This is a genomic window from Streptococcus sp. HMSC071H03 (assembly GCF_001813035.1).
GTDB lineage: Bacteria > Bacillota > Bacilli > Lactobacillales > Streptococcaceae > Streptococcus > Streptococcus anginosus.
In genome coordinates this window covers 1-22805 of the sequence record NZ_KV811142.1, presented here as the reverse complement: position 1 = coordinate 22805, position 22805 = coordinate 1, and the positions used below count along the sequence as shown (strand labels likewise).

18 protein-coding genes, 2 pseudogenes and 1 other annotated feature are annotated in these 22805 nt (G+C 39.0%); of the genes and pseudogenes, 16 read left to right on the top strand and 4 right to left on the bottom strand.

What is annotated here, in order from left to right; all coding sequences use genetic code 11:
* Positions 1 to 39 precede the first annotated feature (39 nt).
* Positions 40 to 1263 carry a peptidase T gene (gene pepT / locus HMPREF2887_RS00465; protein WP_057489622.1) on the bottom strand — a complete coding sequence of 408 codons (1224 nt, stop codon included), beginning with the start codon at positions 1261 to 1263 and terminating at the stop codon, positions 40 to 42.
* A 132-nt stretch (positions 1264 to 1395) separates the two neighbouring features.
* The gene (locus HMPREF2887_RS00460; protein WP_003032864.1) at positions 1396 to 2211 is read right to left on the bottom strand and encodes a Cof-type HAD-IIB family hydrolase; all 816 of its coding nucleotides are present in this window, start codon (positions 2209 to 2211) and stop codon (positions 1396 to 1398) included.
* A 136-nt stretch (positions 2212 to 2347) separates the two neighbouring features.
* On the opposite strand from HMPREF2887_RS00460, the gene lepA reads away from it, so the two are divergent.
* The 7 genes and pseudogenes from lepA to HMPREF2887_RS00425 all read left to right on the top strand — a co-directional run bounded on the left by lepA (position 2348) and on the right by HMPREF2887_RS00425 (position 9900).
* A complete protein-coding gene (lepA, locus tag HMPREF2887_RS00455; RefSeq protein WP_021001565.1) occupies positions 2348 to 4171 on the top strand; it encodes a translation elongation factor 4 in 1824 nt (607 codons plus the stop codon).
* Positions 4172 to 4279: 108 nt separating this feature from the next.
* Positions 4280 to 4924: a hypothetical protein gene (locus tag HMPREF2887_RS00450; protein WP_057489623.1), complete on the top strand. Its 645-nt coding sequence runs from the start codon at positions 4280 to 4282 to the stop codon at positions 4922 to 4924.
* A gap of 194 nt (positions 4925 to 5118) precedes the next feature.
* Complete coding sequence (gene murB / locus HMPREF2887_RS00445) at positions 5119 to 6021, top strand: UDP-N-acetylmuramate dehydrogenase (protein WP_003025014.1); 903 nt, start codon at positions 5119 to 5121, stop codon at positions 6019 to 6021.
* A gap of 98 nt (positions 6022 to 6119) precedes the next feature.
* Positions 6120 to 7276 (top strand): annotated as a pseudogene (locus HMPREF2887_RS00440) (ABC transporter ATP-binding protein).
* A complete protein-coding gene (locus tag HMPREF2887_RS00435; protein WP_021001569.1) occupies positions 7257 to 8063 on the top strand; it encodes an ABC transporter permease in 807 nt (268 codons plus the stop codon). The pseudogene HMPREF2887_RS00440 and the gene HMPREF2887_RS00435 overlap by 20 nt, the downstream one beginning before the upstream one ends.
* Positions 8060 to 8833 carry an ABC transporter permease gene (locus HMPREF2887_RS00430; RefSeq protein ID WP_021001570.1) on the top strand — a complete coding sequence of 258 codons (774 nt, stop codon included), beginning with the start codon at positions 8060 to 8062 and terminating at the stop codon, positions 8831 to 8833. Before HMPREF2887_RS00435 ends, HMPREF2887_RS00430 begins: the two co-directional genes overlap by 4 nt.
* Positions 8830 to 9900 carry an ABC transporter substrate-binding protein gene (locus HMPREF2887_RS00425; RefSeq protein WP_021001571.1) on the top strand — a complete coding sequence of 357 codons (1071 nt, stop codon included), beginning with the start codon at positions 8830 to 8832 and terminating at the stop codon, positions 9898 to 9900. Before HMPREF2887_RS00430 ends, HMPREF2887_RS00425 begins: the two co-directional genes overlap by 4 nt.
* Positions 9901 to 10142: 242 nt before the next feature.
* On the opposite strand, the gene HMPREF2887_RS00420 is transcribed toward HMPREF2887_RS00425, so the two are convergent.
* Both HMPREF2887_RS00420 and ppdK read right to left on the bottom strand, forming a co-directional pair.
* Positions 10143 to 10571 carry a DUF6556 family protein gene (locus tag HMPREF2887_RS00420; protein WP_003032874.1) on the bottom strand — a complete coding sequence of 143 codons (429 nt, stop codon included), beginning with the start codon at positions 10569 to 10571 and terminating at the stop codon, positions 10143 to 10145.
* Positions 10572 to 10768: 197 nt separating this feature from the next.
* Positions 10769 to 13377: pseudogene (gene ppdK, locus HMPREF2887_RS00415) on the bottom strand (pyruvate, phosphate dikinase).
* 176 nt (positions 13378 to 13553) lie between these two features.
* On the opposite strand from ppdK, the gene HMPREF2887_RS00410 reads away from it, so the two are divergent.
* The 9 genes from HMPREF2887_RS00410 to HMPREF2887_RS00370 form a co-directional block, all read left to right on the top strand.
* Positions 13554 to 14183 carry a CBS domain-containing protein gene (locus tag HMPREF2887_RS00410; RefSeq protein WP_057489624.1) on the top strand — a complete coding sequence of 210 codons (630 nt, stop codon included), beginning with the start codon at positions 13554 to 13556 and terminating at the stop codon, positions 14181 to 14183.
* A gap of 13 nt (positions 14184 to 14196) precedes the next feature.
* Complete coding sequence (locus HMPREF2887_RS00405) at positions 14197 to 15021, top strand: pyruvate, water dikinase regulatory protein (RefSeq protein ID WP_021001573.1); 825 nt, start codon at positions 14197 to 14199, stop codon at positions 15019 to 15021.
* Between the two features lie 31 nt (positions 15022 to 15052).
* Complete coding sequence (locus HMPREF2887_RS00400; RefSeq protein WP_003027503.1) at positions 15053 to 16972, top strand: fructose-bisphosphatase class III; 1920 nt, start codon at positions 15053 to 15055, stop codon at positions 16970 to 16972.
* Positions 16973 to 17084: 112 nt separating this feature from the next.
* Positions 17085 to 18227, top strand: coding sequence for a cysteine desulfurase family protein (locus tag HMPREF2887_RS00395; protein ID WP_021001574.1), 1143 nt, complete (start codon positions 17085 to 17087; stop codon positions 18225 to 18227).
* A gap of 3 nt (positions 18228 to 18230) precedes the next feature.
* The gene (thiI, locus tag HMPREF2887_RS00390; protein ID WP_003027500.1) at positions 18231 to 19445 is read left to right on the top strand and encodes a tRNA uracil 4-sulfurtransferase ThiI; all 1215 of its coding nucleotides are present in this window, start codon (positions 18231 to 18233) and stop codon (positions 19443 to 19445) included.
* Between the two features lie 135 nt (positions 19446 to 19580).
* Positions 19581 to 19652, top strand: a sequence feature (ribosomal protein L21 leader region).
* Between the two features lie 34 nt (positions 19653 to 19686).
* On the top strand, positions 19687 to 20001 hold the full coding sequence (gene rplU, locus HMPREF2887_RS00385; RefSeq protein WP_003024987.1) for a 50S ribosomal protein L21: 315 nt from the start codon (positions 19687 to 19689) through the stop codon (positions 19999 to 20001).
* A gap of 16 nt (positions 20002 to 20017) precedes the next feature.
* Positions 20018 to 20362, top strand: coding sequence for a ribosomal-processing cysteine protease Prp (locus tag HMPREF2887_RS00380; protein ID WP_003027497.1), 345 nt, complete (start codon positions 20018 to 20020; stop codon positions 20360 to 20362).
* 17 nt (positions 20363 to 20379) lie between these two features.
* On the top strand, positions 20380 to 20673 hold the full coding sequence (gene rpmA / locus HMPREF2887_RS00375) for a 50S ribosomal protein L27 (protein WP_003024983.1): 294 nt from the start codon (positions 20380 to 20382) through the stop codon (positions 20671 to 20673).
* Between the two features lie 348 nt (positions 20674 to 21021).
* Positions 21022 to 22805 (top strand): GbpC/Spa domain-containing protein (locus tag HMPREF2887_RS00370; RefSeq protein ID WP_084740311.1); only part of this gene is annotated, 1784 nt, incomplete at its 3' end.

Here is a 22805-nt window from a genome sequence, read left to right as displayed (position 1 = left end):
TTGATGAGAGTTGCAGTTTTTTGATAGAGTTATGGAATGTTAGTCTTTGTAAGAAACGATACCAATAATAGTATCAACGGCGCGTTCCATCGTTTGCAGACTGACATATTCAAAGCGTCCATGCATATTTTCACCGCCGGCAAAGATATTTGGTGTCGGAATGCCCATAAAGGAAATCTTTGAGCCGTCTGTTCCGCCACGAATAGGTTCGATAATCGGTTTGATGCCCAATTTTTCCATAACAGCCTTTGCAATATTGATAGGTGTCATGTCTTTTTCAATGACTTGACGCATATTGTAGTATTGATCTTTAAGCTCTAACTGAACACGTTCACCTCCAAGCGTTGCATTCATCTTATCGGCAATAGAGCGCATCAGTTCTTTGCGTTGCTCAAAAGTTGCTGTGTCGAAGTCACGAATGATATAACTTGCTTTTGCTTCTTCGACAGTTCCTTCTACATTTATAAGGTGGTAGAAGCCCTCGTAGCCGTCTGTCAGCTCAGGGCGGTCACCATTTGGTAATTGATTATGAAAGTCAATAGCTAATTGCAGAGCATTGATCATTTGTCCTTTTGCTGTCCCTGGATGGACATTGCGTCCTTGGAAAGTGATTTCTGCACTAGCTGCAGAGAAAGTTTCAAATTGAAGTTCTCCGAGAGGCCCACCGTCAACCGTATAAGCAAAATCTACATCGAAATCTATCGCATCAAACTTGTCAGCTCCGACACCTATTTCTTCATCTGGACCAAAGCCAACTCGAATTTCGCAGTGCTTGATGTCAGGATGAGCTGTTAGATACTCAATCGCTGTCATGATTTCAGCAATACCTGATTTATCATCAGAGCCGAGAAGGGTTGTTCCATCAGTTGTAATCAAGGTTTGTCCCTTGTATTTTTTTAAACTAGCAAAATCAACAGGGTCAAGATTAAAACCAGATTGCCCCAGTGGAATCACGCCACCGTCATAATTTTCAATGATTTGCGGATTGACACTTTCTGCATTGAAGTCTGCGGTGTCCATGTGGGAAATGAGACCAATCTTGTGTGTGAAACTTGGGTCATTTGCAGGAAGAGTACCGATAGCGTAGCCATTTGGTAAATAATATACATTTTCCAAACCAACGCGTTTCATCTCAGGAATGAGGATGTTATTGGCGAAATCTACTTGGCTTTGTGTGCTTGGTGTTGTCGTAGAATGTTCATCTGAACGCGTATTTACTTTTACATAAGTCAAAAAACGTTCTAAAAGAGTAGGGTAGTTCATAAGTTCTCCTTTTTGCATAGATGTAATTAGTGTATCATATTTTGAGAGGGAAGGCTATTTACAAATAGTGAAAGAATGACAATATTCTCAATAAAAATCATGAACTTGAAAAGAAGCTCATGATTCATCCTATTAGTTATTTAAAATGAGTTTTTCAATAGCTGTAGCGACACCGTTCTCATCATTGCTATCTGTAACGTAATCAGCGAGTTTTTTAACATAGTCACTAGAATTCCCCATAGCCACACCGAGACCTGCAAACTCTAGCATTTCGATGTCATTATTGGCATCACCGATTGCCATAATTTCTTGGGGGTTGATATCTAATCGTTGAGCTAATTCCTTAAGAGCAGTCGCTTTAGTAGTGCCTTTGGGCATAGCTTCGTAAATGACTGGTTGGGAACGAACACCGCTGAAATGCTGGCAAATCTGGCTTGCAAATTGCTTTTCAAAGGTGTCTAATTCATCAGGCTGTGCTAGAAACATAGCTTGGAACATGATATTCTTGCCGCTGATAGCTTCTTCGAGACTGATTTCTGTTGGGGTTGTAAAGACAAGGCTAGCGTCATAGGTGACTAGGTCGCTTGGTTTTTCGTCAACTACTAAATAGCGTTCTTCGTCAAAAAGAGTTAGTTGGGCAGGAGTCTGCTTGGCGATTCTATCCAGATAAAGCATATCCTCCGCACTTAGCTCTTTCCAATCAACAAGCTTCCAATCCTTTGTTTGATGAGTAGAGCAACCGTTGTTAATGATGACATATTCGTTTTCTCCGCTCAGTCCTAATTGTTCATAGTAAGGTTTCACTCCGACCAAGGGACGACCTGTACAAAGAACGAGCTTCACTCCGTTTTCGATAGCTTGATGAATAGCCTGAATATGTGTTTGGGGAATTTCTTTTTGACTATTTAAAAGCGTACCATCCATATCTAATGCGATTAATTTAATCATAGCCCCCTCATTTCTGTAAATGTATTTACTTTTATTATAGCACAAATGAAACGAGATATGGAATGCTTTTTCAAGACTGGTAAAAGTCACCTGCCTTATGTTATAATAAATAGAATACCCGAAAAGGATGAGAAAAATGAACTTAGATGAATTAAAAAAGCGGCAGGAGAAGATTCGAAATTTCTCCATTATCGCGCATATTGATCACGGTAAATCAACTTTGGCAGATAGAATTTTGGAAGCAACGGATACTGTATCCAGCCGAGAAATGCAAGCTCAACTTTTAGATAGTATGGATTTGGAAAGGGAGCGGGGTATTACTATTAAGCTCAATGCGATTGAACTCAATTATAGAGCTAAGAACGGTGAAACTTATATTTTTCATTTGATTGATACACCAGGGCATGTGGACTTTACTTATGAAGTATCGCGATCATTGGCAGCCTGTGAAGGGGCTGTTTTGGTGGTTGATGCTGCTCAAGGTATTGAGGCACAAACTTTAGCCAATGTCTATCTGGCTTTGGATAATGATCTAGAAATCCTACCTGTTATCAATAAAATTGATCTGCCTGCTGCTGACCCAGAGCGAGTTCGGACTGAGATTGAAGATGTCATTGGTTTGGACGCAAGTGAAGCTGTGTTGGCTTCGGCTAAAGCTGGTATCGGGATTGAAGAGATCCTAGAGCAAATCGTGGAGAAAGTTCCTGCGCCGACAGGAGATGTGACTGCACCACTCAAGGCTCTTATTTTTGACTCAGTTTATGATGCTTATCGTGGGGTTATCTTGCAAGTGCGCGTGATGGACGGAGTTGTGAAGCCAGGTGATACCATTCAGCTCATGAGTAATGGCAAGACTTTTGATGTAACTGAAGTGGGTATTTTTACTCCAAAAGCTGTTGGACGAGATTTTCTTGCAACAGGGGATGTTGGCTATATCGCAGCCTCTATCAAGACGGTGCAGGATACTCGGGTTGGAGATACGGTGACCTTAGCGGACAATCCAGCAGATGAACCACTTCATGGCTACAAGCAGATGAACCCGATGGTTTTTGCTGGACTTTATCCGATTGAGTCCAATAAATATAATGATTTGCGGGAAGCTTTGGAAAAACTTCAGCTTAATGATGCTAGTCTTCAATTTGAGCCCGAAACTTCTCAAGCTTTAGGTTTTGGCTTCCGTTGTGGTTTCCTCGGTTTGCTCCACATGGATGTGATTCAGGAACGTTTGGAGAGAGAGTTTAATATTGACTTGATTATGACGGCACCGTCGGTTATCTACAAGGTTAATATGACAGACGGCGAATCCCTTGATGTTTCCAATCCGAGCGAATTTCCAGAACCGACCAAGATTGATTCCATTGAAGAGCCTTATGTCAAAGCACAGATTATGGTGCCGCAGGAATTTGTCGGAGCAGTCATGGAATTGGCTCAGCGTAAACGCGGTGACTTTGTGACTATGGACTATATCGATGAAAATCGAGTCAATGTCATCTACCAAATCCCGTTGGCAGAAATTGTCTTTGATTTCTTTGACAAACTAAAATCCTCAACTCGTGGTTATGCTAGCTTTGACTATGAAATCTCAGAATACCGAAAGTCGAGTCTCGTTAAAATGGATATTCTCCTTAATGGTGACAAAGTAGATGCTCTTAGCTTCATTGTTCACAAGGAATTTGCCTATGAACGCGGAAAATTGATTGTTGAAAAATTAAAGAAAATTATTCCGCGTCAGCAATTTGAAGTGCCAATTCAGGCAGCAATTGGTCAGAAAATTGTGGCACGGACAGATATCAAAGCTTTGCGCAAGAATGTCTTGGCAAAATGTTATGGTGGAGATGTTTCCCGTAAACGTAAGCTCTTGGAAAAACAAAAGGCTGGTAAGAAGCGGATGAAAGCCATCGGATCTGTTGAAGTGCCACAAGAAGCGTTCCTCAGCGTCCTCAGCATGGATGATGAGTGATATGTACAAAAGTTATAAAGAGAGTGGAATGCTCTCTTTTCTTGTGTCGTGAAATAATTGTGAACTCTAAATAAATATGCTAAAATAAAAAGATAGGAGGAATTGGTTATGAAGAAGAAAAAGAGCTGGCTGATTTTATTTTTAGCAGTACTCCTTATCTTTACACTAGAGGCATGTAGTTCAAGCGGAGGGAATAAACCAAAATCATCACAACAGTCATCTTCGTCAAGTAAAGTATCTGCAAAAGAAAGCAGTAGCTCAAGTTCATCAAATGTTACGAAAAAAGATGTGAAGACGGAAGAAATGCAACGTGTAGGCTCAGATGATTATGGCTATATTGACATTCCAAAAAATTGGTTGAAATTTAGGGATGTTGATGGTGGCGACAGTATTCAATATACGGATGGTTCTGGCTACAATATTGTAACTATGAATGCTTACACGAAAGAAAAAGCTAAGATTCAAGAAAGAGAAGAGTTTACAGCTCAGACAATTGCCAATCGTATTTATTATAATTGGCAAAACAATAAAAATGTAAATAGAGTTTGGGGCTCAAAAGGAGCGGTTGCAGGTAACGAAGCCTATCAAGTCAATGTTATAATGAAATCAGGTCAATACTTGATTAGTTGGATTTTCAAAAAGGACGAGAAAGTTTATCTTATTGCACTTGAAGGCAATCGAGAAACCCTAATAAAGCTTCCTCCTTATATTGAAAAGACATGGAGTTTGAGTAAAGAAAAAACAAAAATTTAAAAGGAAAGTGGAGTTCAAATTGTGATTTTACAAGCATCGCGATTTCAATCCACTTTTTAAATAGTCTGGAAAGCTATAAGAAAGTGTTCTGTCATTATTTGGGGCTTTTTTGAAAGAATATTTTTCTTCAATTTATCGTAAATATTTGCTAAATTTGGTATAATAGATTGAGTTTTGTTTAAGAGAGAGAGAAAATGTCAACTTTAGAAATGTTAAAATCAGAATTAAACGGAATTGATATCCGTTTTGATGAACCTTTGAAACAATACACTTATACCAAAGTAGGTGGAGCTGCAGATTATTTGGTTTTTCCGCGAAATCGTTATGAATTGGCACGAGTGGTAAAATTTGCTAATCGGGAGCAGATTCCTTGGATGGTACTAGGAAATGCTAGCAATATCATCGTTCGCGACGGTGGTATTCGCGGTTTTGTGATTATGTTTGACAAATTAAACGGAGTGGCAGTAGATGGCTACACCATTGAAGCAGAGGCAGGTGCTAATCTCATTGAAACGACTCATATTGCACTTCATCATAGCCTGACAGGTTTTGAATTTGCTTGCGGGATTCCAGGGAGTATTGGCGGAGCTGTCTTTATGAATGCTGGTGCTTATGGTGGTGAAATTTCGCATATTTTACTTTCTTGTAAAGTGTTGACACGGGATGGAGAAATAAAAAATATTAGTGCTCAAGACATGAAATTTGGCTATCGTCGTTCCTATGTTCAACAGACAGGTGATGTGGTGATCTCTGCCAAGTTTGCCTTAGCACCAGGAATGCACCGTGTGATTCGTCAAGAAATGGAACGTTTGACACACCTTCGTCAATTGAAGCAGCCTTTAGAGTATCCTTCTTGTGGCTCTGTTTTTAAACGTCCGGTAGGGCATTTCGCAGGGCAATTGATTAGTGAAGCGAATTTAAAAGGGCATCGCATTGGTGGGGTAGAAGTTTCTACAAAGCATGCAGGTTTTATGGTCAATGTTGATAATGGAACAGCAGCTGATTATGAAAATTTGATTGCACATGTGATTGAGACTGTCAAAGCTCATTCAGGTGTGACTTTGGAAAGAGAAGTCCGAATAATCGGTGAGAAATAAAAGTATAGTTTAGTACAATTTGATAACATTCTCCAAGAAAATCAGTCAGGACAAGACTTTAATTTGTCAATCTATGAAAAAGAAGGAATTTATGGCAATTGAACAAACCAATCATTGAATTTAAAACGTATCAAAAGTTTTTGAGGATAATAATACAGTCGTCTTAAAAGACATCAATTTTGAATTAGAAGAAGGGAAGTTTTACACTCTTTTAGGTGCTTCTGGATCAGGAAAATCAACCATTCTAAATATCATCGCTGGCTTGTTGGATGCGTCCAGCGGTGATGTTTTTCTTGACGGCGTCCGAATCAACGATATTCCGACCAACAAACGTGATGTGCATACGGTGTTTCAGTCCTATGCCCTTTTTCCGCACATGACTGTTTTTGAAAATGTGGCATTTCCGTTGCGTTTGCGTAAAGTTGAAAAACAAGAAATAGAGCGACGGGTTGCAGAAGTCCTGAAAATGGTGCGTTTGGATGGTTTTGAGAAACGCTCTATTCGTAAATTGTCCGGTGGACAACGCCAACGAGTGGCTATTGCGCGTGCTATTGTCAATGAACCGCGGGTTGTTTTGCTGGATGAGCCTTTATCTGCACTGGATTTGAAGTTGCGAACAGACATGCAGTATGAATTACGTGAATTGCAGCAGCGCCTAGGGATTACTTTTGTCTTTGTCACCCATGACCAAGAAGAAGCACTGGCCATGAGCGACTGGATTTTTGTGATGAATGACGGGGAGATTGTGCAGTCAGGGACACCTGTTGATATATATGATGAACCTATCAATCACTTTGTAGCGACCTTTATCGGCGAATCCAATATTCTTCCAGGAAAGATGATTGAAGACTATCTGGTTGAATTTAATGGCAAACGATTTGAAGCCGTTGACGGAGGAATGCGTCCTAATGAGCAGGTGGAAGTCGTCATTCGTCCAGAAGATTTGCGGATTACACTTCCGGAAGAAGGAAAACTGCAAGTTAAGGTTGATACGCAGCTTTTCCGTGGCGTGCATTATGAGATTATCGCTTATGATGAATTGGGCAATGAGTGGATGATTCATTCGACTCGCAAGGCCATTGTCGGAGAAGAGATTGGGCTGGACTTTGAACCAGAAGACATTCATATCATGCGGCTTAATGAAACAGAGGAAGAGTTCGATGCTCGAATTGAAGAATATGTGGAAATGGAAGAGCAAGAAGCTGGCTTAATCAATGCCATTGAGGAGGAGCGCGATGAAGAAAACAACCTCTAATCTTTTTGTTGCTCCTTATATTCTTTGGATTTTATTATTTGTATTGGCGCCTGTTGCCATGATTGTTTGGCAGTCGTTTTTCAATATCGAAGGTCATTTCACCCTTGAAAACTACAAGACTTACTTCGCTTCGCAAAATCTGACTTATCTCAAAATGAGTTTGAACTCTGTTTTATATGCGGGGATTATCACAGTTGTCACTTTAGTAATCAGTTACCCAACTGCATTTTTATTGACGCAACTAAAGCACAGACAGCTTTGGTTGATGCTCATCATCTTGCCGACCTGGGTCAATCTGCTTCTCAAAGCTTATGCTTTTATTGGGATTTTCGGACAAAATGGATCTGTCAATCAATTTTTAAGTTTTATTGGGATAGGTGCTCAACAAATCCTGTTTACAGATTTCTCTTTTATTTTTGTAGCCAGCTATATTGAGCTGCCCTTTATGATATTGCCGATTTTTAATGTTTTAGAGGATATGGATCAAAATCTGATCAATGCCAGCTATGACCTTGGTGCCAATCGTTGGGAAACCTTCCGTCGTGTCGTTTTTCCTTTATCTATGAATGGCGTGAGAAGCGGTGTGCAGTCTGTCTTTATTCCCAGCCTCAGTCTTTTTATGCTGACGCGTTTGATCGGTGGCAATCGCGTTATTACGCTAGGTACAGCCATTGAGCAGCATTTTCTGACTACACAAAATTGGGGAATGGGCTCAACCATTGGTGTTGTCTTGATTGTAGCCATGCTCGTTATCATGTGGGCAACGAAAGAAGGGGGAGAGCGATGAAAAAAACTGCTAGTATTTATTTAACAGTCATCTTCTTAATTCTTTATTTGCCGATTTTTTATTTGATTGGCTATGCCTTTAATGCTGGCGATGATATGAACAAGTTTACAGGCTTTAGTCTGATGCATTTTCAAAATATGTTCAGTGATACTCGCTTGATGCTCATTTTAGCGCAGACCTTTTTCTTAGCATTTCTATCTTCTTTGATTGCAACAGTAATCGGAACATTTGGTGCCATTTATATTTATCAGGCAAGAAAAAAATATCAAGAAGCCTTTTTATCGGTTAATAATATCCTTATGGTAGCGCCAGATGTCATGATTGGGGCTAGTTTCTTAATTCTTTTTACAACTATCAAATTTCAATTAGGTTTTCTATCTGTTCTGGCGAGTCATATTGCCTTTTCAATCCCTATTGTTGTCTTGATGATATTACCACGGCTAAAAGAGATGAATGATGACATGGTTAAGGCAGCCTATGATTTAGGAGCAAGCCAAATTCAGATGCTAAAAGAAATCATGTTGCCCTATTTGACACCAGCCATTATTGCAGGGTATTTTATGGCTTTTACCTATTCCTTGGACGATTTTGCAGTGACTTTCTTTGTGACAGGAAATGGCTTCTCAACCTTGTCTGTTGAAATTTACTCGCGGGCTCGGCAAGGAATTTCGCTAGAAATCAATGCTCTCTCTGCTTTGGTATTTCTGTTCAGTATTCTTTTGGTAATTGGCTATTACTTTATTTCTCGTGAGAAGGAGGATGTGGTATGAAAAAGCTCTATTCATTTTTAATGGGCATTGTTGCCATTATCCTTGTCCTCTGGGGAGTGAGTTATCACATTGAAAGTCGGACAAAAAGTGGCTCTGGTGACAAACTGGTCATCTACAATTGGGGAGACTATATTGATCCAGAGTTACTGACGAAGTTCACCAAAGAAACCGGTATCCAAGTCCAATATGAAACCTTTGATTCTAATGAATCCATGTACACCAAGATTAAGCAAGGCGGGACAACTTACGATATTGCTATTCCTAGTGAATACATGATTTCTAAAATGATGTCGGAACGCTTGCTTGAAAAATTGGACCATTCAAAAATTAAAGGGTTGGAAAATATCGGAAAACGTTTTTTAAATCAATCATTTGATCCTAAAAATCAATACTCTATTCCTTACTTTTGGGGAACGCTTGGGATTGTCTACAACACAGAATTAGTCAAAACAGCTCCTAAGCATTGGAGTGATTTGTGGCGACCTGAATATAAAAACTCTATCATGATGATTGATGGAGCGCGCGAGGTAATGGGTGTTGGGTTAAATGCTTTAGGTTATAGCCTCAATTCTAAAAATACTAAGCAATTACAAGAAGCAGTTGATAAGCTTTATACGTTGACACCGAATATCAAAGCAATTGTAGCAGACGAAATGAAAGGCTATATGATTCAAAACAATGCGGCGATTGGCGTTAGTTTTTCAGGTGAAGCACGGCAAATGTTGGAAAAGAATGACAAGCTTCGCTATGTTGTCCCAACAGAAGCCAGCAATCTTTGGTTTGACAATATCGTTATTCCAAAAACCGTCAAAAATAAAAAAGCTGCTTATCAATTTATTAACTTTATGTTAAGACCTGAAAATGCCTATAAAAATGCTTTGTATGTTGGCTACTCAACGCCTAACATGCCTGCTAAGGCGATGCTGCCAAAAGAAATCCAAGAGGACAAAGCCTTTTACCCAGATGAGGAAACTCTGAAGCACTTAGAAGTTTATCAACAACTCGGTGCTAAGTGGCTAGGAATTTATAATGACTTGTATCTTCAAGTGAAAATGTATCGGAAATAATGCTCCGTGAAAATTGTTTCGAGCCTTGTTAGCCACCGGACTGTTAAAGTCTGCGGATAAAGAAACTGAGGTCTCTATCGAAAACATTTTGGAAGCTAGTTGAAGTCGGGGGCTAGGTTCATTCACGCATTGAAGCTCATTCAGCTTTGTTGATTTTCATTGAGTATGCAATTAAATATAAAAAAACGGAAGTTGAGCAACTCCTAGACCTTGGTCTGATTGGTTGTCTCGCTTCCGCTTTTTTAATTGCTAGAGCTTGAAGTAGTTGTATTTGTGTCGTTGTCAGTCGTTGTGCTGCTTGTCTGACTAGAGCTAGTATCGCTTGATGTATTACTAGACTGCGTGGTGTCAGAACTAGCGCTACTCGTTTCTGTCTCGCCTTGACTTGCAGCTGTTGTGTCGCTAGATTTAGCCCCGTCTGTTGTTGTTTCTTTCTGAATTTCTTTGATAATAGTTGTTTGTGTCGTCTGGCTACTTTTTGTCTTGGTATCAGATTTATTATTGTTCATGAAAGTCAAGATTGTAATTGTTGCAGTGATAATCCCAAGAATACTCCCAATCGTAGCAAGGGTCTTCTGAAAAGCAGAAAGTCCTTTTTTGATATGATGACGAGTAGGCGTTTTTTCTTCTTTTGCATTTGCCGTTTTGTTTTTCCGAGAATAATTTTCCATTGTGAGTTGCTAATCTCCTTTCTTATCTTCATTATACCCTCTTTATTTAAAATTGTCTTAAAAAAATTCAAAATGTTGAAAATTTCATATAAAGCGATTGAAAATTGATTGAAAAATTACCTTTTACAAAAAATCAGCTCCATCCTTGTCTGTCCTGTTAGCAGATAGAAAGAGCTGATTCACTTATAAGGAAGGAACTAGGAAAGATGTGCTTGCGCAACAGCTAATCGTGCAGCAGGAACGCGATAAGGTGAGCAAGAAACATAAGTAATGCCAATCTCTTGGAAGAAAGGAATAGAAGCTGGATCTCCTCCGACTTCACCGCAAATGCCAATTGGAAGTTCTGGCTTCACTTGACGAGCTTTAGAAATAGCTATTTTCATGAGCTCGCCCACTCCAGCTCGGTCAATGGTTTGGAATGGATCAAATGACATGATTTCTCCCTCTTTGTAATGCTGGATAAATTTTCCAATATCATCACGAGAAAAACCATAGGTCATTTGCGTCAAATCATTGGTACCAAAACTAAAGAAGTCTGCTTCCTCGGCTAATTGATCTGCGATAAAACAAGCGCGTGGCAGTTCAATCATTGTACCGATTTCATAAGGGAATGGCTGCATGTGATGTTTTTTGAAAATGTTATCAATATGCTGACAAAGAGATGTTTTGATTGAAACCAACTCCGCCTTTTCTGCGATTAAAGGAATCATGATTTCTGGTTTAATGACCATACCTTCTTTTGCTAGTCTTATAGCGCTATTAAAAATGGCTTCTACCTGCATTTTATAAATTTCAGGCTGTGTAATTCCCAAGCGGCAACCACGATGTCCTAGCATTGGGTTCGTTTCTTGTAGAGAAGTGATTTTCCGCGTTAGTGTATCAAGAGGTACTTGCAATTTCCCGGCTAATTGCTCAATTTCCTGTTGTGTTTTTGGCAAAAATTCGTGCATAGGCGGATCTAGTAAACGGACAATCATCGGTTTATCTTGAATGGTTTGATACATCTGATAGAAATCTTCTTCTTGGAAAGCCAAAGTGTCATTAAAGCAGACTTAGTTTCGATTTCATTCGTTGATAAAATCAATCTGCGCATTTCTAAAATCCGTTCCTCACCAAAGAACATGTGCTCTGTACGAGCCAGACCAATTCCCTTGGCACCAAATTGAATAGCTGTTTTCAAATCTTGAATGGTTTCAGCATTCGCTCGAACGGTTAGCTGTGCAATTTCATCTGCCCAAGAAAGGAACATCTGTAATTCGTCATTATTATCAATCATAGTGGTTGGAATGCTTCCAATGTAGAGTTTGCCGGAAGTGCCGTCTACAGAAAGGATGTCTCCCTCTTTTAAGGTTACCTTACCGCATACAAGTGTTTTTCCGTCTTCATTGATAGATAATTCTCCGCATCCTGCGACACAACAAGTGCCCATGCCACGAGCTACAACAGCTGCATGAGAAGTCATGCCACCGTGACTGGTCACGATTGCTTGACTAACTACCATTCCTTCAATGTCTTCGGGAGAAGTTTCTTGGCGAACCAAAATCACTTTCTTTCCAAGTGCATGAAATTCTTTGGCGCGCTCGGCAGTAAAGACAATTTCTCCTGTTGCGGCACCTGGACTAGCAGGAAGTCCCTGAGTTAAGTGATGAGCTGATGTTAAAGCTTTTTCTTCAAAAACAGGGTGAATCAGTTGGTCAATGGTAGAAGGACTGACTCGTAGGAGAGCTTCTTGCTTTGAAATCATTTTTTCATCTACTAAATCCAAAGCAATTTTTAAGCTTGCTTTAGCCGTCCGTTTTCCGTTTCGCGTTTGCAGAATATAAAGCTTTTCTTTTTCAATGGTAAATTCAATATCCTGCATATCTTTGTAGTGTTTTTCAAGAATCTTGGCGTAGTTGCAAAAATCTTCATAGGCCTGTGGTAAGATTCGTTTAAGAGAGTCAATCGGTTCTGGAGTCCGAATACCAGCTACGACATCTTCTCCTTGGGCATTGAGGAGAAATTCCCCAAACAGATGAGGTTCACCAGTAGCAGGATTTCTGGTGAAAACAACGCCTGTGCCACTTTTTTGATCGCTATTGCCAAACACCATACTCTGAACATTGACGGCCGTACCTAAATCATGTGGAATGTGGTTCAATTCGCGGTAAACTTTAGCGCGTGGGTTGTTCCATGATTTGAATACCGCTTTGATAGCAGCGTAAAGTTGCTCTTTAGGGCTTTGTGGGAAATTTTGATAGTGTTCCTGATAGACTTCTTTATATTGTTGAATAAGTGATTGGTGCTCTTCTCTTGAAAAGTCATTGATTGTTTTATTCAATTGTTTTTCGGTCTTTTCTAAGCATTGGTCAAATTCTTCTTTGGGAATGCCGTAGACGACATCTGCAAACATCTGCAATAAACGCCGATAACAATTGTAAGCGAAATTGGCATTTGTCGCATCTGCTAAAGTCTGAACACGCAAGTCATTTAGCCCAAGATTGAGAATCGTGTCCATCATACCAGGCATGGAAATTTTAGCTCCGCTACGGACAGAAACCAGTAGTAGTGAGGGTTCGTTCCCCATGAAAAATTTATTCGTTTTGGTTTCTAGTTTAGTAATCGCTTTCAAAATTTCCTCTTTTAAAATAGATTCAAAAAAGGAAGGAGTTTCTAAATAACGCAGACAACTTTGAGTTGTAATCGTAAATCCCTCAGGTACAGGTAGTCCCAAATGGGTCATTTCTGCCAAATTGGCACCCTTACCACCTAGTAGCGCCTTGTCTTCAGCGCGTCCTTCTTCAAAAGAATAAATCCATTTATCCATTTTTGCCTCCAATTTATTAAATGTGTGTCATAATAAAAGACAAATACATTGTAATATACGTCATATATGTTTGTCAACTGAAAAAACCAATCATAAATCGTTGACAAACGAGTTTTATTTGTTATAATATGACACATAATAATGATTTGAAATTGATATTGGAAAAGGAGTAAAAGTTGAAATTAACAAAACGACAAAAAGAGATCGTTGAAATTGTAAAGAAAGATCAACCGGTTAGCGGTGAAAAAATCTCAGAACTGCTAGATGTGTCTAGGGCAACTTTGCGCTCAGATTTATCCTTTCTAACCTTAGTGGGGATTTTAAAAGCAAGTCCGAAAGTTGGCTACACTTATGCTGGTTCGGATTTGGAAACGCTCTTTTTCTTTGATACTTTTCAGAAGAAAGTTGAAGATGTCATGACCTCACCAGTATTGGTGACGCACAATTCGTTTATTCAAGATGCCATTATTACTTTATTTATGTATGATTCAGATGTTCTCTATGTGATAGATGAAAAGAAGCAGCTGCTAGGCATTTTATCACGAAAGGATTTGTTAAGGGCTGCCCTCAATGCCAATATTGATGTGACCCCGGTAGCCGTTTGCATGACCAGAATGCCACATATTAAGACTTGCCATAAGGATTTGAATATTCTTGAAGCAGCTGCACTTTTGCAGGACTTCGCCATTGATTCATTGCCTGTTGTGGAGGAGCAAAATGAAGGTCATATTATCGGAACAATTACGAAGTCAGCTTTGTTGGACTTTATTATCCAAGAAGCTAGAAATGCAGAAGTGAATAGATAAAAAAGGAGTTTTCATGAAACAAGAGATTACCATTTACGCTATTTCTGATTCTTTGGGAGGAACATCCCAAAAATTACTGTCAGCCGTTATGGCTCAATACCCAGATTTGATTTTTAATAATAGCTATCGGTTTCCTTTTATCAATAAAGAATCTGAATTGTTGGATATTTTGCAGGATGCTATCAAAGATGACGCAGTTGTTATCAGCACGTTGGTAGATAGCCATTTAGCTGCAACAGCTAGAGAATTTAGCAGGGTCAATCATTTATCTTATTTGGATTTGATGAATCCGTTTTTTGAGATTATCAAGGAAAAAACAGGTACTCAACCGATTGAAGTTCCGGGAGTCTTGCACCGTTTAGACACGGAATATTTCAATAAAATCTCTGCTATTGAATTTGCTGTTAAATATGACGACGGCAAGAATCCGCAAGGATTTTTGGAGTCAGACCTTGTGATCTTAGGGGTTTCTCGGACTTCCAAGACTCCGCTTAGCATCTATTTAGCCAATAAAGGCTACAAAGTATCCAATCTTCCCCTGATTCCTGAAGTTCCGCTACCGCAAATCTTGGATAAAGTAGATAGAAGAAGAATGATTGGCTTGGTGTGTGACCCAGATAAATTAGCAAAAGTGAGAAGTAATCGCTTGGATGCGCTTGGTTTGACACAAACTACAAGCTATACAGATATTGAAAAAATTTATGAAGAATTGGACTATTCTAAAAAAGTATTTCAAAAATATCAAGCACATGTTATCAATATGACAGATAAATCTATTGAAGAAACGGCTTGCATTATTGAAGAACATTTGAAATCTCTGTCTTCAAATAAGTATTAAATATAGTATTGTATTGAAATGAGGTGAACGAATGGAGCAATACAAACGAATTCTATTAAAAGAGTTTGATTCTAAGCAAAAGGTCATCACAGAGTTAATCAATCTGGAAGCTATTTTAAATTTGCCAAAAGGAACAGAATTGTATCTTAGCGATATTCATGGTGAGTTTGAGGCTTTTGACTATATCTTGAGAACCTGTGCAGGAAACCTGAACGAAAAAATCAATGACTGCTTTGGAGAGAAATTATCAAAAGAGGAAAAAGACAAGCTGACCTTGCTGATTGCTTACCCTCAGGAAGTTTTGAGCGATGGTTTTCTTTATCCTTTGAAAGATAAAAGATGGTATGGAGAAATTATTCAAAACTTGTTGACTTTGCTAGCTTTTGTAGCAGCCAAATACACACGCTCTAAAGTAAGGAAAGCCTTGCCGCCACAATATGCTTATGTGATTGAAGAATTGCTCTATACAGATCGCAATCTGCCGGATAGTAATATTTATTTTGAAACGATTCAGAACTATTTGATTGATCTAGGTGAGGCAAGTCAGTTTATTTCGGCATTAGCAAAAGTAATTCGGCAGTTAATCATTGATCATCTTCATATAGTCGGCGATATTTTTGACCGAGGGGCAGCCGCAGATAAAGTAATGAATGAAATCATGGCTTATCATTCTGTTGATATTCAGTGGGGCAATCACGATATTATCTGGATGGGGGCTTTCTTCGGATCAAAAGAATGCTTGCTTATTCTCTTGCGAATAGCTGCTAGATATGGCTATCTTTACGATATTGAGAGAGCTTATGGTCTCAATCTAAGACCGCTCGTTCTTTTTGCCGAAAAGACTTATTCTGAAAATGCAAAGTTCAAACCAAAATTAGGAAAAAGAAGCGATAGCTATTCTCCTAAAGAAATCCTCCAGCTGGAAAAGGTTCACCAAGCACTAGCAATCATTCAGTTTAAATTGGAAAATCAACTGATTAAAAGGCGACCGGAGTTTGATATGGCTCAACATCTTACTCTTGATAAGATTGATTACTGGGAAGAGAGTATTCTAGTTGAAGAAAAGAAGCATTTTTTAGCTAATACTTGCTTTCAAACAATCAATCCTCAACAGCCAGATCAGCTGACAGATGAGGAAGAAGAAGTGGTTGCTACTTTGCTGGATTCATTCCAGCATTCTATTCAGCTCAAGAACCACATTTCTTTTTTGATGAACAAGGGCTCCATGTATAAAATTTATAACAGTCATCTCCTTTTTCATGGTTGCATTCCTTTGGAAGAGTCTGGAGATTTTCAACCTTTGCAGATCAATGAAATTCGCTATGCTGGTAAAGAATTGCTCGACTTTTTTGAATACCACATTCGAGAAAGTTCTAAAAATCCAGAGATTCAGAACGATTTCTCAACGGATCTTATCTGGTACTGTTGGAATGGAAAACTATCTCCCTTGTTTGGCAAGGACAAGATGACCACCCTAGAACGTTATTTTATTGAGGATAAGGAAACGCACGTTGAAAAGGAAAATCCCTATTTCTCCTATCGGAATTCTGCTAAGATTTGCAAGTTGATTTTGGAAGAATTCGGGCTCTTTTCTGAAGATTCTAGGATTGTAAATGGGCATACACCTGTAAAAACATTGAAAGGCGAATCTCCAATCCGAGGAGAAGGCATGCTATTTGTCATTGACGGTGGGTTGTGTGAAGCCTACCAAAAGAAAACGGGTATTGCTGGTTATTCCTTGCTCAATAATTCATATGGTTTTCAAATTGTCACACACCAACCTTTTCAAAATGTGCAAAAAATGATTGAGAAGGCTGTGGATCTCTCATCCTTGAAGAAAGTGATTGAGCATGTCCGTGAGCGAACTTTGATAAAATCAACGACAATCGGGCAAAGTCTCATCGAACAACAACAGGAACTATCTGCTCTCTTGCATGAATTTTATGATTAACCTTTACGGCTCTCCAAGCCAAAACTTGGAGGGCCTTTTCATTTCAAGTTTTGCTGTTGTCCCCATTTCTTTTTCGTGTTACAATAGGAGTATTGAAATGGAGAGGTTTAAGATGATTTATTTAGACAATTCAGCAACAACCAAGCCTTACCCAGAGGCTTTGGCTACCTATACAGAAGTTGCTTCTAAAATTTGGGGAAATCCTTCTAGTCTCCACAGTTTGGGCAATCAGGCGACCCGCTTGTTAGATGCATCTCGCAGGCAAATTGCGGAGCTTCTCGGTAAATCCTCTCAAGAGATTTTCTTTACGTCTGGAGGGACGGAAGGCGATAATTGGGTTATCAAGGGTGTGGCTTTTGAAAAAGCGCGTTATGGCAAGCATATCATTGTGTCTGCTATTGAGCATCCAGCAGTGAAAGAATCCGCTCTCTGGCTGACGCAGCAAGGTTTTGAAGTGGATTTTGCGTCTGTTGATAAAAAAGGTTTTGTAGATGTTGAAAAATTAGCTACCCTTATCCGATCGGATACGACTTTAATTTCAGTTATGGCGGTCAACAATGAAATCGGCTCTGTTCAACCAATTGCAGCTATTTCAGAACTTTTAGCGGACAAGCCAACTATTTCTTTTCATGTGGATGCGGTTCAAGCCATGGCCAAGATTCCAACGGAAAATTATTTAACTGATCGCGTAGACTTTGCAACATTTTCCAGTCATAAATTTCATGGCTTACGGGGTGTTGGTTTTGTCTATATCAAGTCTGGTAAGAAAATCAGTCCGCTGTTGAATGGTGGCGGTCAAGAATCAGACAAGCGTTCTACGACTGAAAATTTGGCGGGTATTGCAGCAACCGCAAAAGCCTTGCGCATATCTATGGAAAATTTGGAAACTTTCACCACACGAACCGCAAAAATGAAAGAGATTATCCTAGAAGAGCTAGCGAAATACCCTAATGTGACGATTTTTTCAGGAATAGATGAGTTTGCGCCCCATATCCTGACTTTTGGAATTAAAGGCGTACGAGGTGAAGTAGTGGTTCATGCTTTTGAAGAGTATGACATTTATATATCTACTACGAGTGCTTGTTCCTCTAAAGCTGGCAAACCAGCTGGAACATTAATAGCTATGGGTGTTGAAAAATCCCTAGCTCAAACGGCTGTGCGAATTAGTCTGGATGCCGATAATGACATGAGTCAGATTGAGCAATTCCTAACAACGTTTAAACTCATTTATGAAAAAACTAGAAAAGTAAGGTAAACAATGCAATATTCAGAAATTATGGTTCGTTACGGCGAGCTTTCAACCAAAGGAAAAAATCGCATGCGTTTTATTAACAAATTGAAACGCAATATGCAAGCAGTCCTCTCTGTTTACCCAGATGTGCATGTGAAAGCAGACCGAGATCGTGCACATGTCTATCTTCACGGAACGGACTATCAACCTGTTGCAGAATCGCTTAAACAAATTTTTGGGATTCAAAATTTCTCTCCGTCTTATAAGATTGAAAAATCAGTTCCTGCTTTGGTTGAAGCGGTGCAGACAATTATGAAAGAAATTTATAAAGAGGGGATGACTTTCAAGATTGCCAGCAAACGCAGTGACCACAATTTTGAATTGGATAGTCGTGAATTGAACCAGACCTTGGGAAATGCAGTCTTTGATGCGATTCCACATATTCAAGTCAAGATGAAAACGCCAGATATTACACTGCAAGTAGAAATCCGCGAAGAAGCAGCCTATCTGTCCTATGAAACGATTCGTGGAGCAGGCGGTCTTCCTGTCGGAACATCTGGAAAAGGCATGCTGATGTTGTCAGGTGGGATTGATTCACCCGTTGCAGGCTATCTAGCTCTAAAACGCGGGGTGGATATTGAAGCGGTGCATTTTGCTAGCCCCCCTTATACAAGTCCCGGTGCTCTCAAAAAGGCGCAAGATTTGACGCGCAAATTAACCAAATTTGGTGGCAATATTCAATTTATTGAAGTGCCATTTACAGAAATTCAAGAAGAAATTAAAGCGAAAGCACCAGAAGCTTATCTGATGACCCTAACTCGACGCTTTATGATGCGCATTACAGATCGCATTCGTGAAGAACGTAGTGGGCTCGTTATCATCAACGGAGAAAGCCTTGGTCAAGTTGCCAGCCAAACGCTAGAAAGCATGCAAGCAATCAATGCTGTCACTAACACTCCAATTATTCGCCCAGTTGTGACCATGGATAAGCTGGAAATCATTGACATTGCTGAAAAGATTGATACCTTTAATATCTCAATTCAGCCCTTTGAAGATTGCTGTACCATTTTTGCCCCAGATCGTCCGAAAACCAATCCAAAGATAAAAAATGCAGAGCAATACGAAGCACGTATGGATGTGGATGCTTTAGTGGAACGTGCTGTTGCTGGTATCATCATTACTGAAATTACACCAGAAGCAGAAACAGACGAGGTGGATGAAATGATTGAGGGATTGTTGTAATAAGAACGGATTTTGAGATTGAAAGTTATTCTGGGAAATTATTAAAAATTACTAAAAGCTACTGAGTTAGTCTTTTGATAAAAAATACTTGCCAAAGGCTATCAGAAATGCTATACTTATAGAGTTGACTATGCACAGCCTGTGCAACCGCTCGAACATCGTCATAAGTGGTTCGTCCCACGATGCTAGGCGAGTCTTCACAAAATTAGGGGAAACCCGTAAAATTCATAGGAGGTGCATAATGAGCACATACGCAATCATTAAAACTGGCGGCAAACAAGTTAAAGTTGAAGTTGGTCAAGCAGTTTACGTTGAAAAATTGGACGTTGAAGCTGGTCAAGATGTAACATTTGACGAAGTTGTTCTTGTTGGTGGTGAGAACACTGTTGTCGGAACCCCACTTGTTTCTGGAGCTACTGTTGTTGGAACTGTTGAAAAACAGGGAAAACAAAAGAAAGTCGTTACTTACAAGTACAAACCTAAAAAAGGTAGCCATCGTAAACAAGGTCACCGTCAACCATATACTAAGGTTGTCATCAATGCAATCAACGCTTAATTTTTAAGGAGAGCACATGATACAAGCAGTCTTTGAACGAGCCGAGGATGGTGAGCTGAGGAGTGCAGAAATTACTGGACACGCCGAAAGTGGCGAATACGGCTTTGATGTCGTGTGTGCGTCGGTTTCTACGCTTGCCATAAATTTCATCAATTCGATTGAAAAATTCGCAGGCTATGAACCAATCTTAGAATTAAACGAAGAAGAAGGTGGATTTTTACGAGTAGAGATTCCTACGGATATTCCACCTCACCAAAGAGAAATGACTCAACTTTTCTTTGAATCATTCTTCTTAGGTATGGCAAACTTATCGGAGGACTCATCTGAGTTCGTCCAAACAAGAGTTATCACAGAAAACTAACACGGAGGAAAAACATTATGTTGAAAATGAATCTTGCTAATCTGCAACTTTTCGCCCATAAAAAAGGTGGAGGTTCTACATCTAACGGACGCGATTCACAAGCAAAACGTCTTGGAGCTAAAGCGGCTGACGGACAAACTGTAACTGGTGGATCAATTCTTTATCGTCAACGCGGTACTCACATTTATCCAGGTATCAACGTTGGACGTGGTGGAGATGACACTTTGTTTGCAAAAGTTGAAGGCGTTGTACGCTTTGAACGCAAAGGTCGCGATAAAAAACAAGTTTCTGTTTACCCAATTGCGAAATAAGAATTGAAAGTCCCTACCTCATGGTACGGGTCTTTCTTTTGGAAATGATAATTTGAAAACAACAAAAGAAATGTAGATAAAACGAACAATCTTCATCTCATTATAAGATAGCTGTGAACAATTTTGCAGCTATCTTTATTTTAAGTACATTTTACATGTGTTTTTCATGTATTTTAGTATCATATTAGTTGAATTATTCCAATTATCAAAGTATAATGTATAATGACATCTTTAACGTGATTACAAGTAATAATATAGTTGTAATTAGTAATGAAATTCTTCTATTTCCATATATAGTTATACCTTCAGGAATAGATAAGATAAATAATTTATAAAAAGGATACTAGCATGTTTAGAAAAAATAATGAACTTCAAGGTCATGGCTCAATTCGTAAAAATAAAATTTACGGGACTGTTGGTGTTATTATATTTGGAATAATCGCAATGTTTAGTTTACACAAGAGTGTGGCGGCTGATGATATTGAAAGTCCTAAAACAACAGCACCTATACCTATAGCTGAAGCGTCAGATACAAGTCTTGTTGTACAATCACAAATGGCTAGACAAGAAGATAATACTACTCTGACAACTACAAAGGCTGATTCAGCTACTACTATGAATTCAACTAGTAGAGCAGCTGCAACAGCACCTACTGCAGCCGCTTCTCAAGCAATGCTATCTACTGCACAGACAGAAAATCAAAATCCAAATGTAACAGTTGAAAATCAAGAATTAAAAGACGCTGTAACAGAAGCCAAGAATAATGGGATTGAAGCAAAGCAAGAGACGACAGAAAATATTGGAACTGCGAATATTAAAGAAGAGGTTGCAACTTTAGAAGCTGAGGCTGTCACTCGTGAGAAAGAGCAGGCCCAAAAAATAAAGGAGGCAGTTGATAAATATAAAAACGACTATGCAACTGCACAGAGTAATACTCAAAAACCAGGTTATCTTAGTGAAGTTGTAACTCAAGGACTGAAATTTGAAAACGAACCAAATGCTCACCTATCAATTACAGGTACAACTGAATTTGGTCAGCAAGATGCGCCTAGAGCGTACTCATATGAAGAATATATAGGTAGTGGTAGGACATTTGCTAATAATCCAATAGCTGCATACAAAACTTCTGCATCAGGGAATTTTGTGATTCCCAAAATTAACAAAGGTCAAACTATAACAGCTACTTACACAAATCTACAAAATTCTAGCTATAATGGTACAAAAATTGCTAAAGTTGTTTATGAAGTAACAAATTTAAATAATGGGATAGGAATAATCGGTTTTGCTGAGAAAGATCCAACTAAGGGGATTTATACTTTTTATAACTTAACTGCTCCTTCTAAATATGGTGTAAAAATTCGTTTTTATGACGAGAATGATAATATCATCCAATTTAAGCAAGCAACTCCAGCTATATTGGCACTGACAAGTTTGTCAAAAACGATACGTGCTGATGGAAAGAAGCATGAAGAGGGGATAGCAGACTATAACTTCAAACCAGTAAAAATAACTGGTTCGTATGTTGAAAAACAATCTGATAATCGTTTAGCTGCAAGTAGTCCGACACAAAATATCCCAGATAGATATAACCATCCGGATTTTTATAAGACTAGTATCGCTGGTGTAATAGATAATGGCGATGTTATCTCGTTTACCATGCGTAGGGATTCAGAGTTTGATAGCGGGTACTGGTTAGCAATTACAAGTAAATTGCCTTCACCTTTCGTTTTAACTAAGCCTAATTTAAGTTATAAATTCTTTAGCTATAATAAAGCAGGAACTGTATTACTTGACAATTATATTCAAGGTACAACTACTAAGTTGACAGAAACACAAACTGTCAAACCTAAAGGCACACTTATAGGTGAAAGTTATACAGGAACGCATGAAGACCGAATAACATTCAATGGTAAAGTTTATAAATATGTATCGTCATCTGATAATATAACAGGTACAGTTAAATTAGGAATAACCAATGTATATAATTCTTACGTTGAAGTGACTGGAAATGTTATCGTAAATTATAGAAATCAAGCTGGCGAAACGATTAAAGAGAGTGTTGAAGATACTTCTAATGCTTCTATTAATACCGATTACAATACGGAAGAACATCGCAAAACGACGATAGTCAC

Coding starts and splice junctions, on each gene's coding strand:
- HMPREF2887_RS00460 (WP_003032864.1), bottom strand. CDS start 2,211: ATGATTAAATTAATCGCATTAGATATGGATGGTACGCTTTTAAATAGT.
- HMPREF2887_RS00420 (WP_003032874.1), bottom strand. CDS start 10,571: ATGGAAAATTATTCTCGGAAAAACAAAACGGCAAATGCAAAAGAAGAA.
- HMPREF2887_RS00430 (WP_021001570.1), top strand. CDS start 8,060: ATGAAAAAAACTGCTAGTATTTATTTAACAGTCATCTTCTTAATTCTT.
- rplU (WP_003024987.1), top strand. CDS start 19,687: ATGAGCACATACGCAATCATTAAAACTGGCGGCAAACAAGTTAAAGTT.
- HMPREF2887_RS00450 (WP_057489623.1), top strand. CDS start 4,280: ATGAAGAAGAAAAAGAGCTGGCTGATTTTATTTTTAGCAGTACTCCTT.
- HMPREF2887_RS00405 (WP_021001573.1), top strand. CDS start 14,197: ATGAAACAAGAGATTACCATTTACGCTATTTCTGATTCTTTGGGAGGA.
- HMPREF2887_RS00395 (WP_021001574.1), top strand. CDS start 17,085: ATGATTTATTTAGACAATTCAGCAACAACCAAGCCTTACCCAGAGGCT.
- pepT (WP_057489622.1), bottom strand. CDS start 1,263: ATGAACTACCCTACTCTTTTAGAACGTTTTTTGACTTATGTAAAAGTA.
- thiI (WP_003027500.1), top strand. CDS start 18,231: ATGCAATATTCAGAAATTATGGTTCGTTACGGCGAGCTTTCAACCAAA.
- HMPREF2887_RS00435 (WP_021001569.1), top strand. CDS start 7,257: ATGAAGAAAACAACCTCTAATCTTTTTGTTGCTCCTTATATTCTTTGG.
- HMPREF2887_RS00380 (WP_003027497.1), top strand. CDS start 20,018: ATGATACAAGCAGTCTTTGAACGAGCCGAGGATGGTGAGCTGAGGAGT.
- HMPREF2887_RS00425 (WP_021001571.1), top strand. CDS start 8,830: ATGAAAAAGCTCTATTCATTTTTAATGGGCATTGTTGCCATTATCCTT.
- HMPREF2887_RS00400 (WP_003027503.1), top strand. CDS start 15,053: ATGGAGCAATACAAACGAATTCTATTAAAAGAGTTTGATTCTAAGCAA.
- murB (WP_003025014.1), top strand. CDS start 5,119: ATGTCAACTTTAGAAATGTTAAAATCAGAATTAAACGGAATTGATATC.
- rpmA (WP_003024983.1), top strand. CDS start 20,380: ATGTTGAAAATGAATCTTGCTAATCTGCAACTTTTCGCCCATAAAAAA.
- lepA (WP_021001565.1), top strand. CDS start 2,348: ATGAACTTAGATGAATTAAAAAAGCGGCAGGAGAAGATTCGAAATTTC.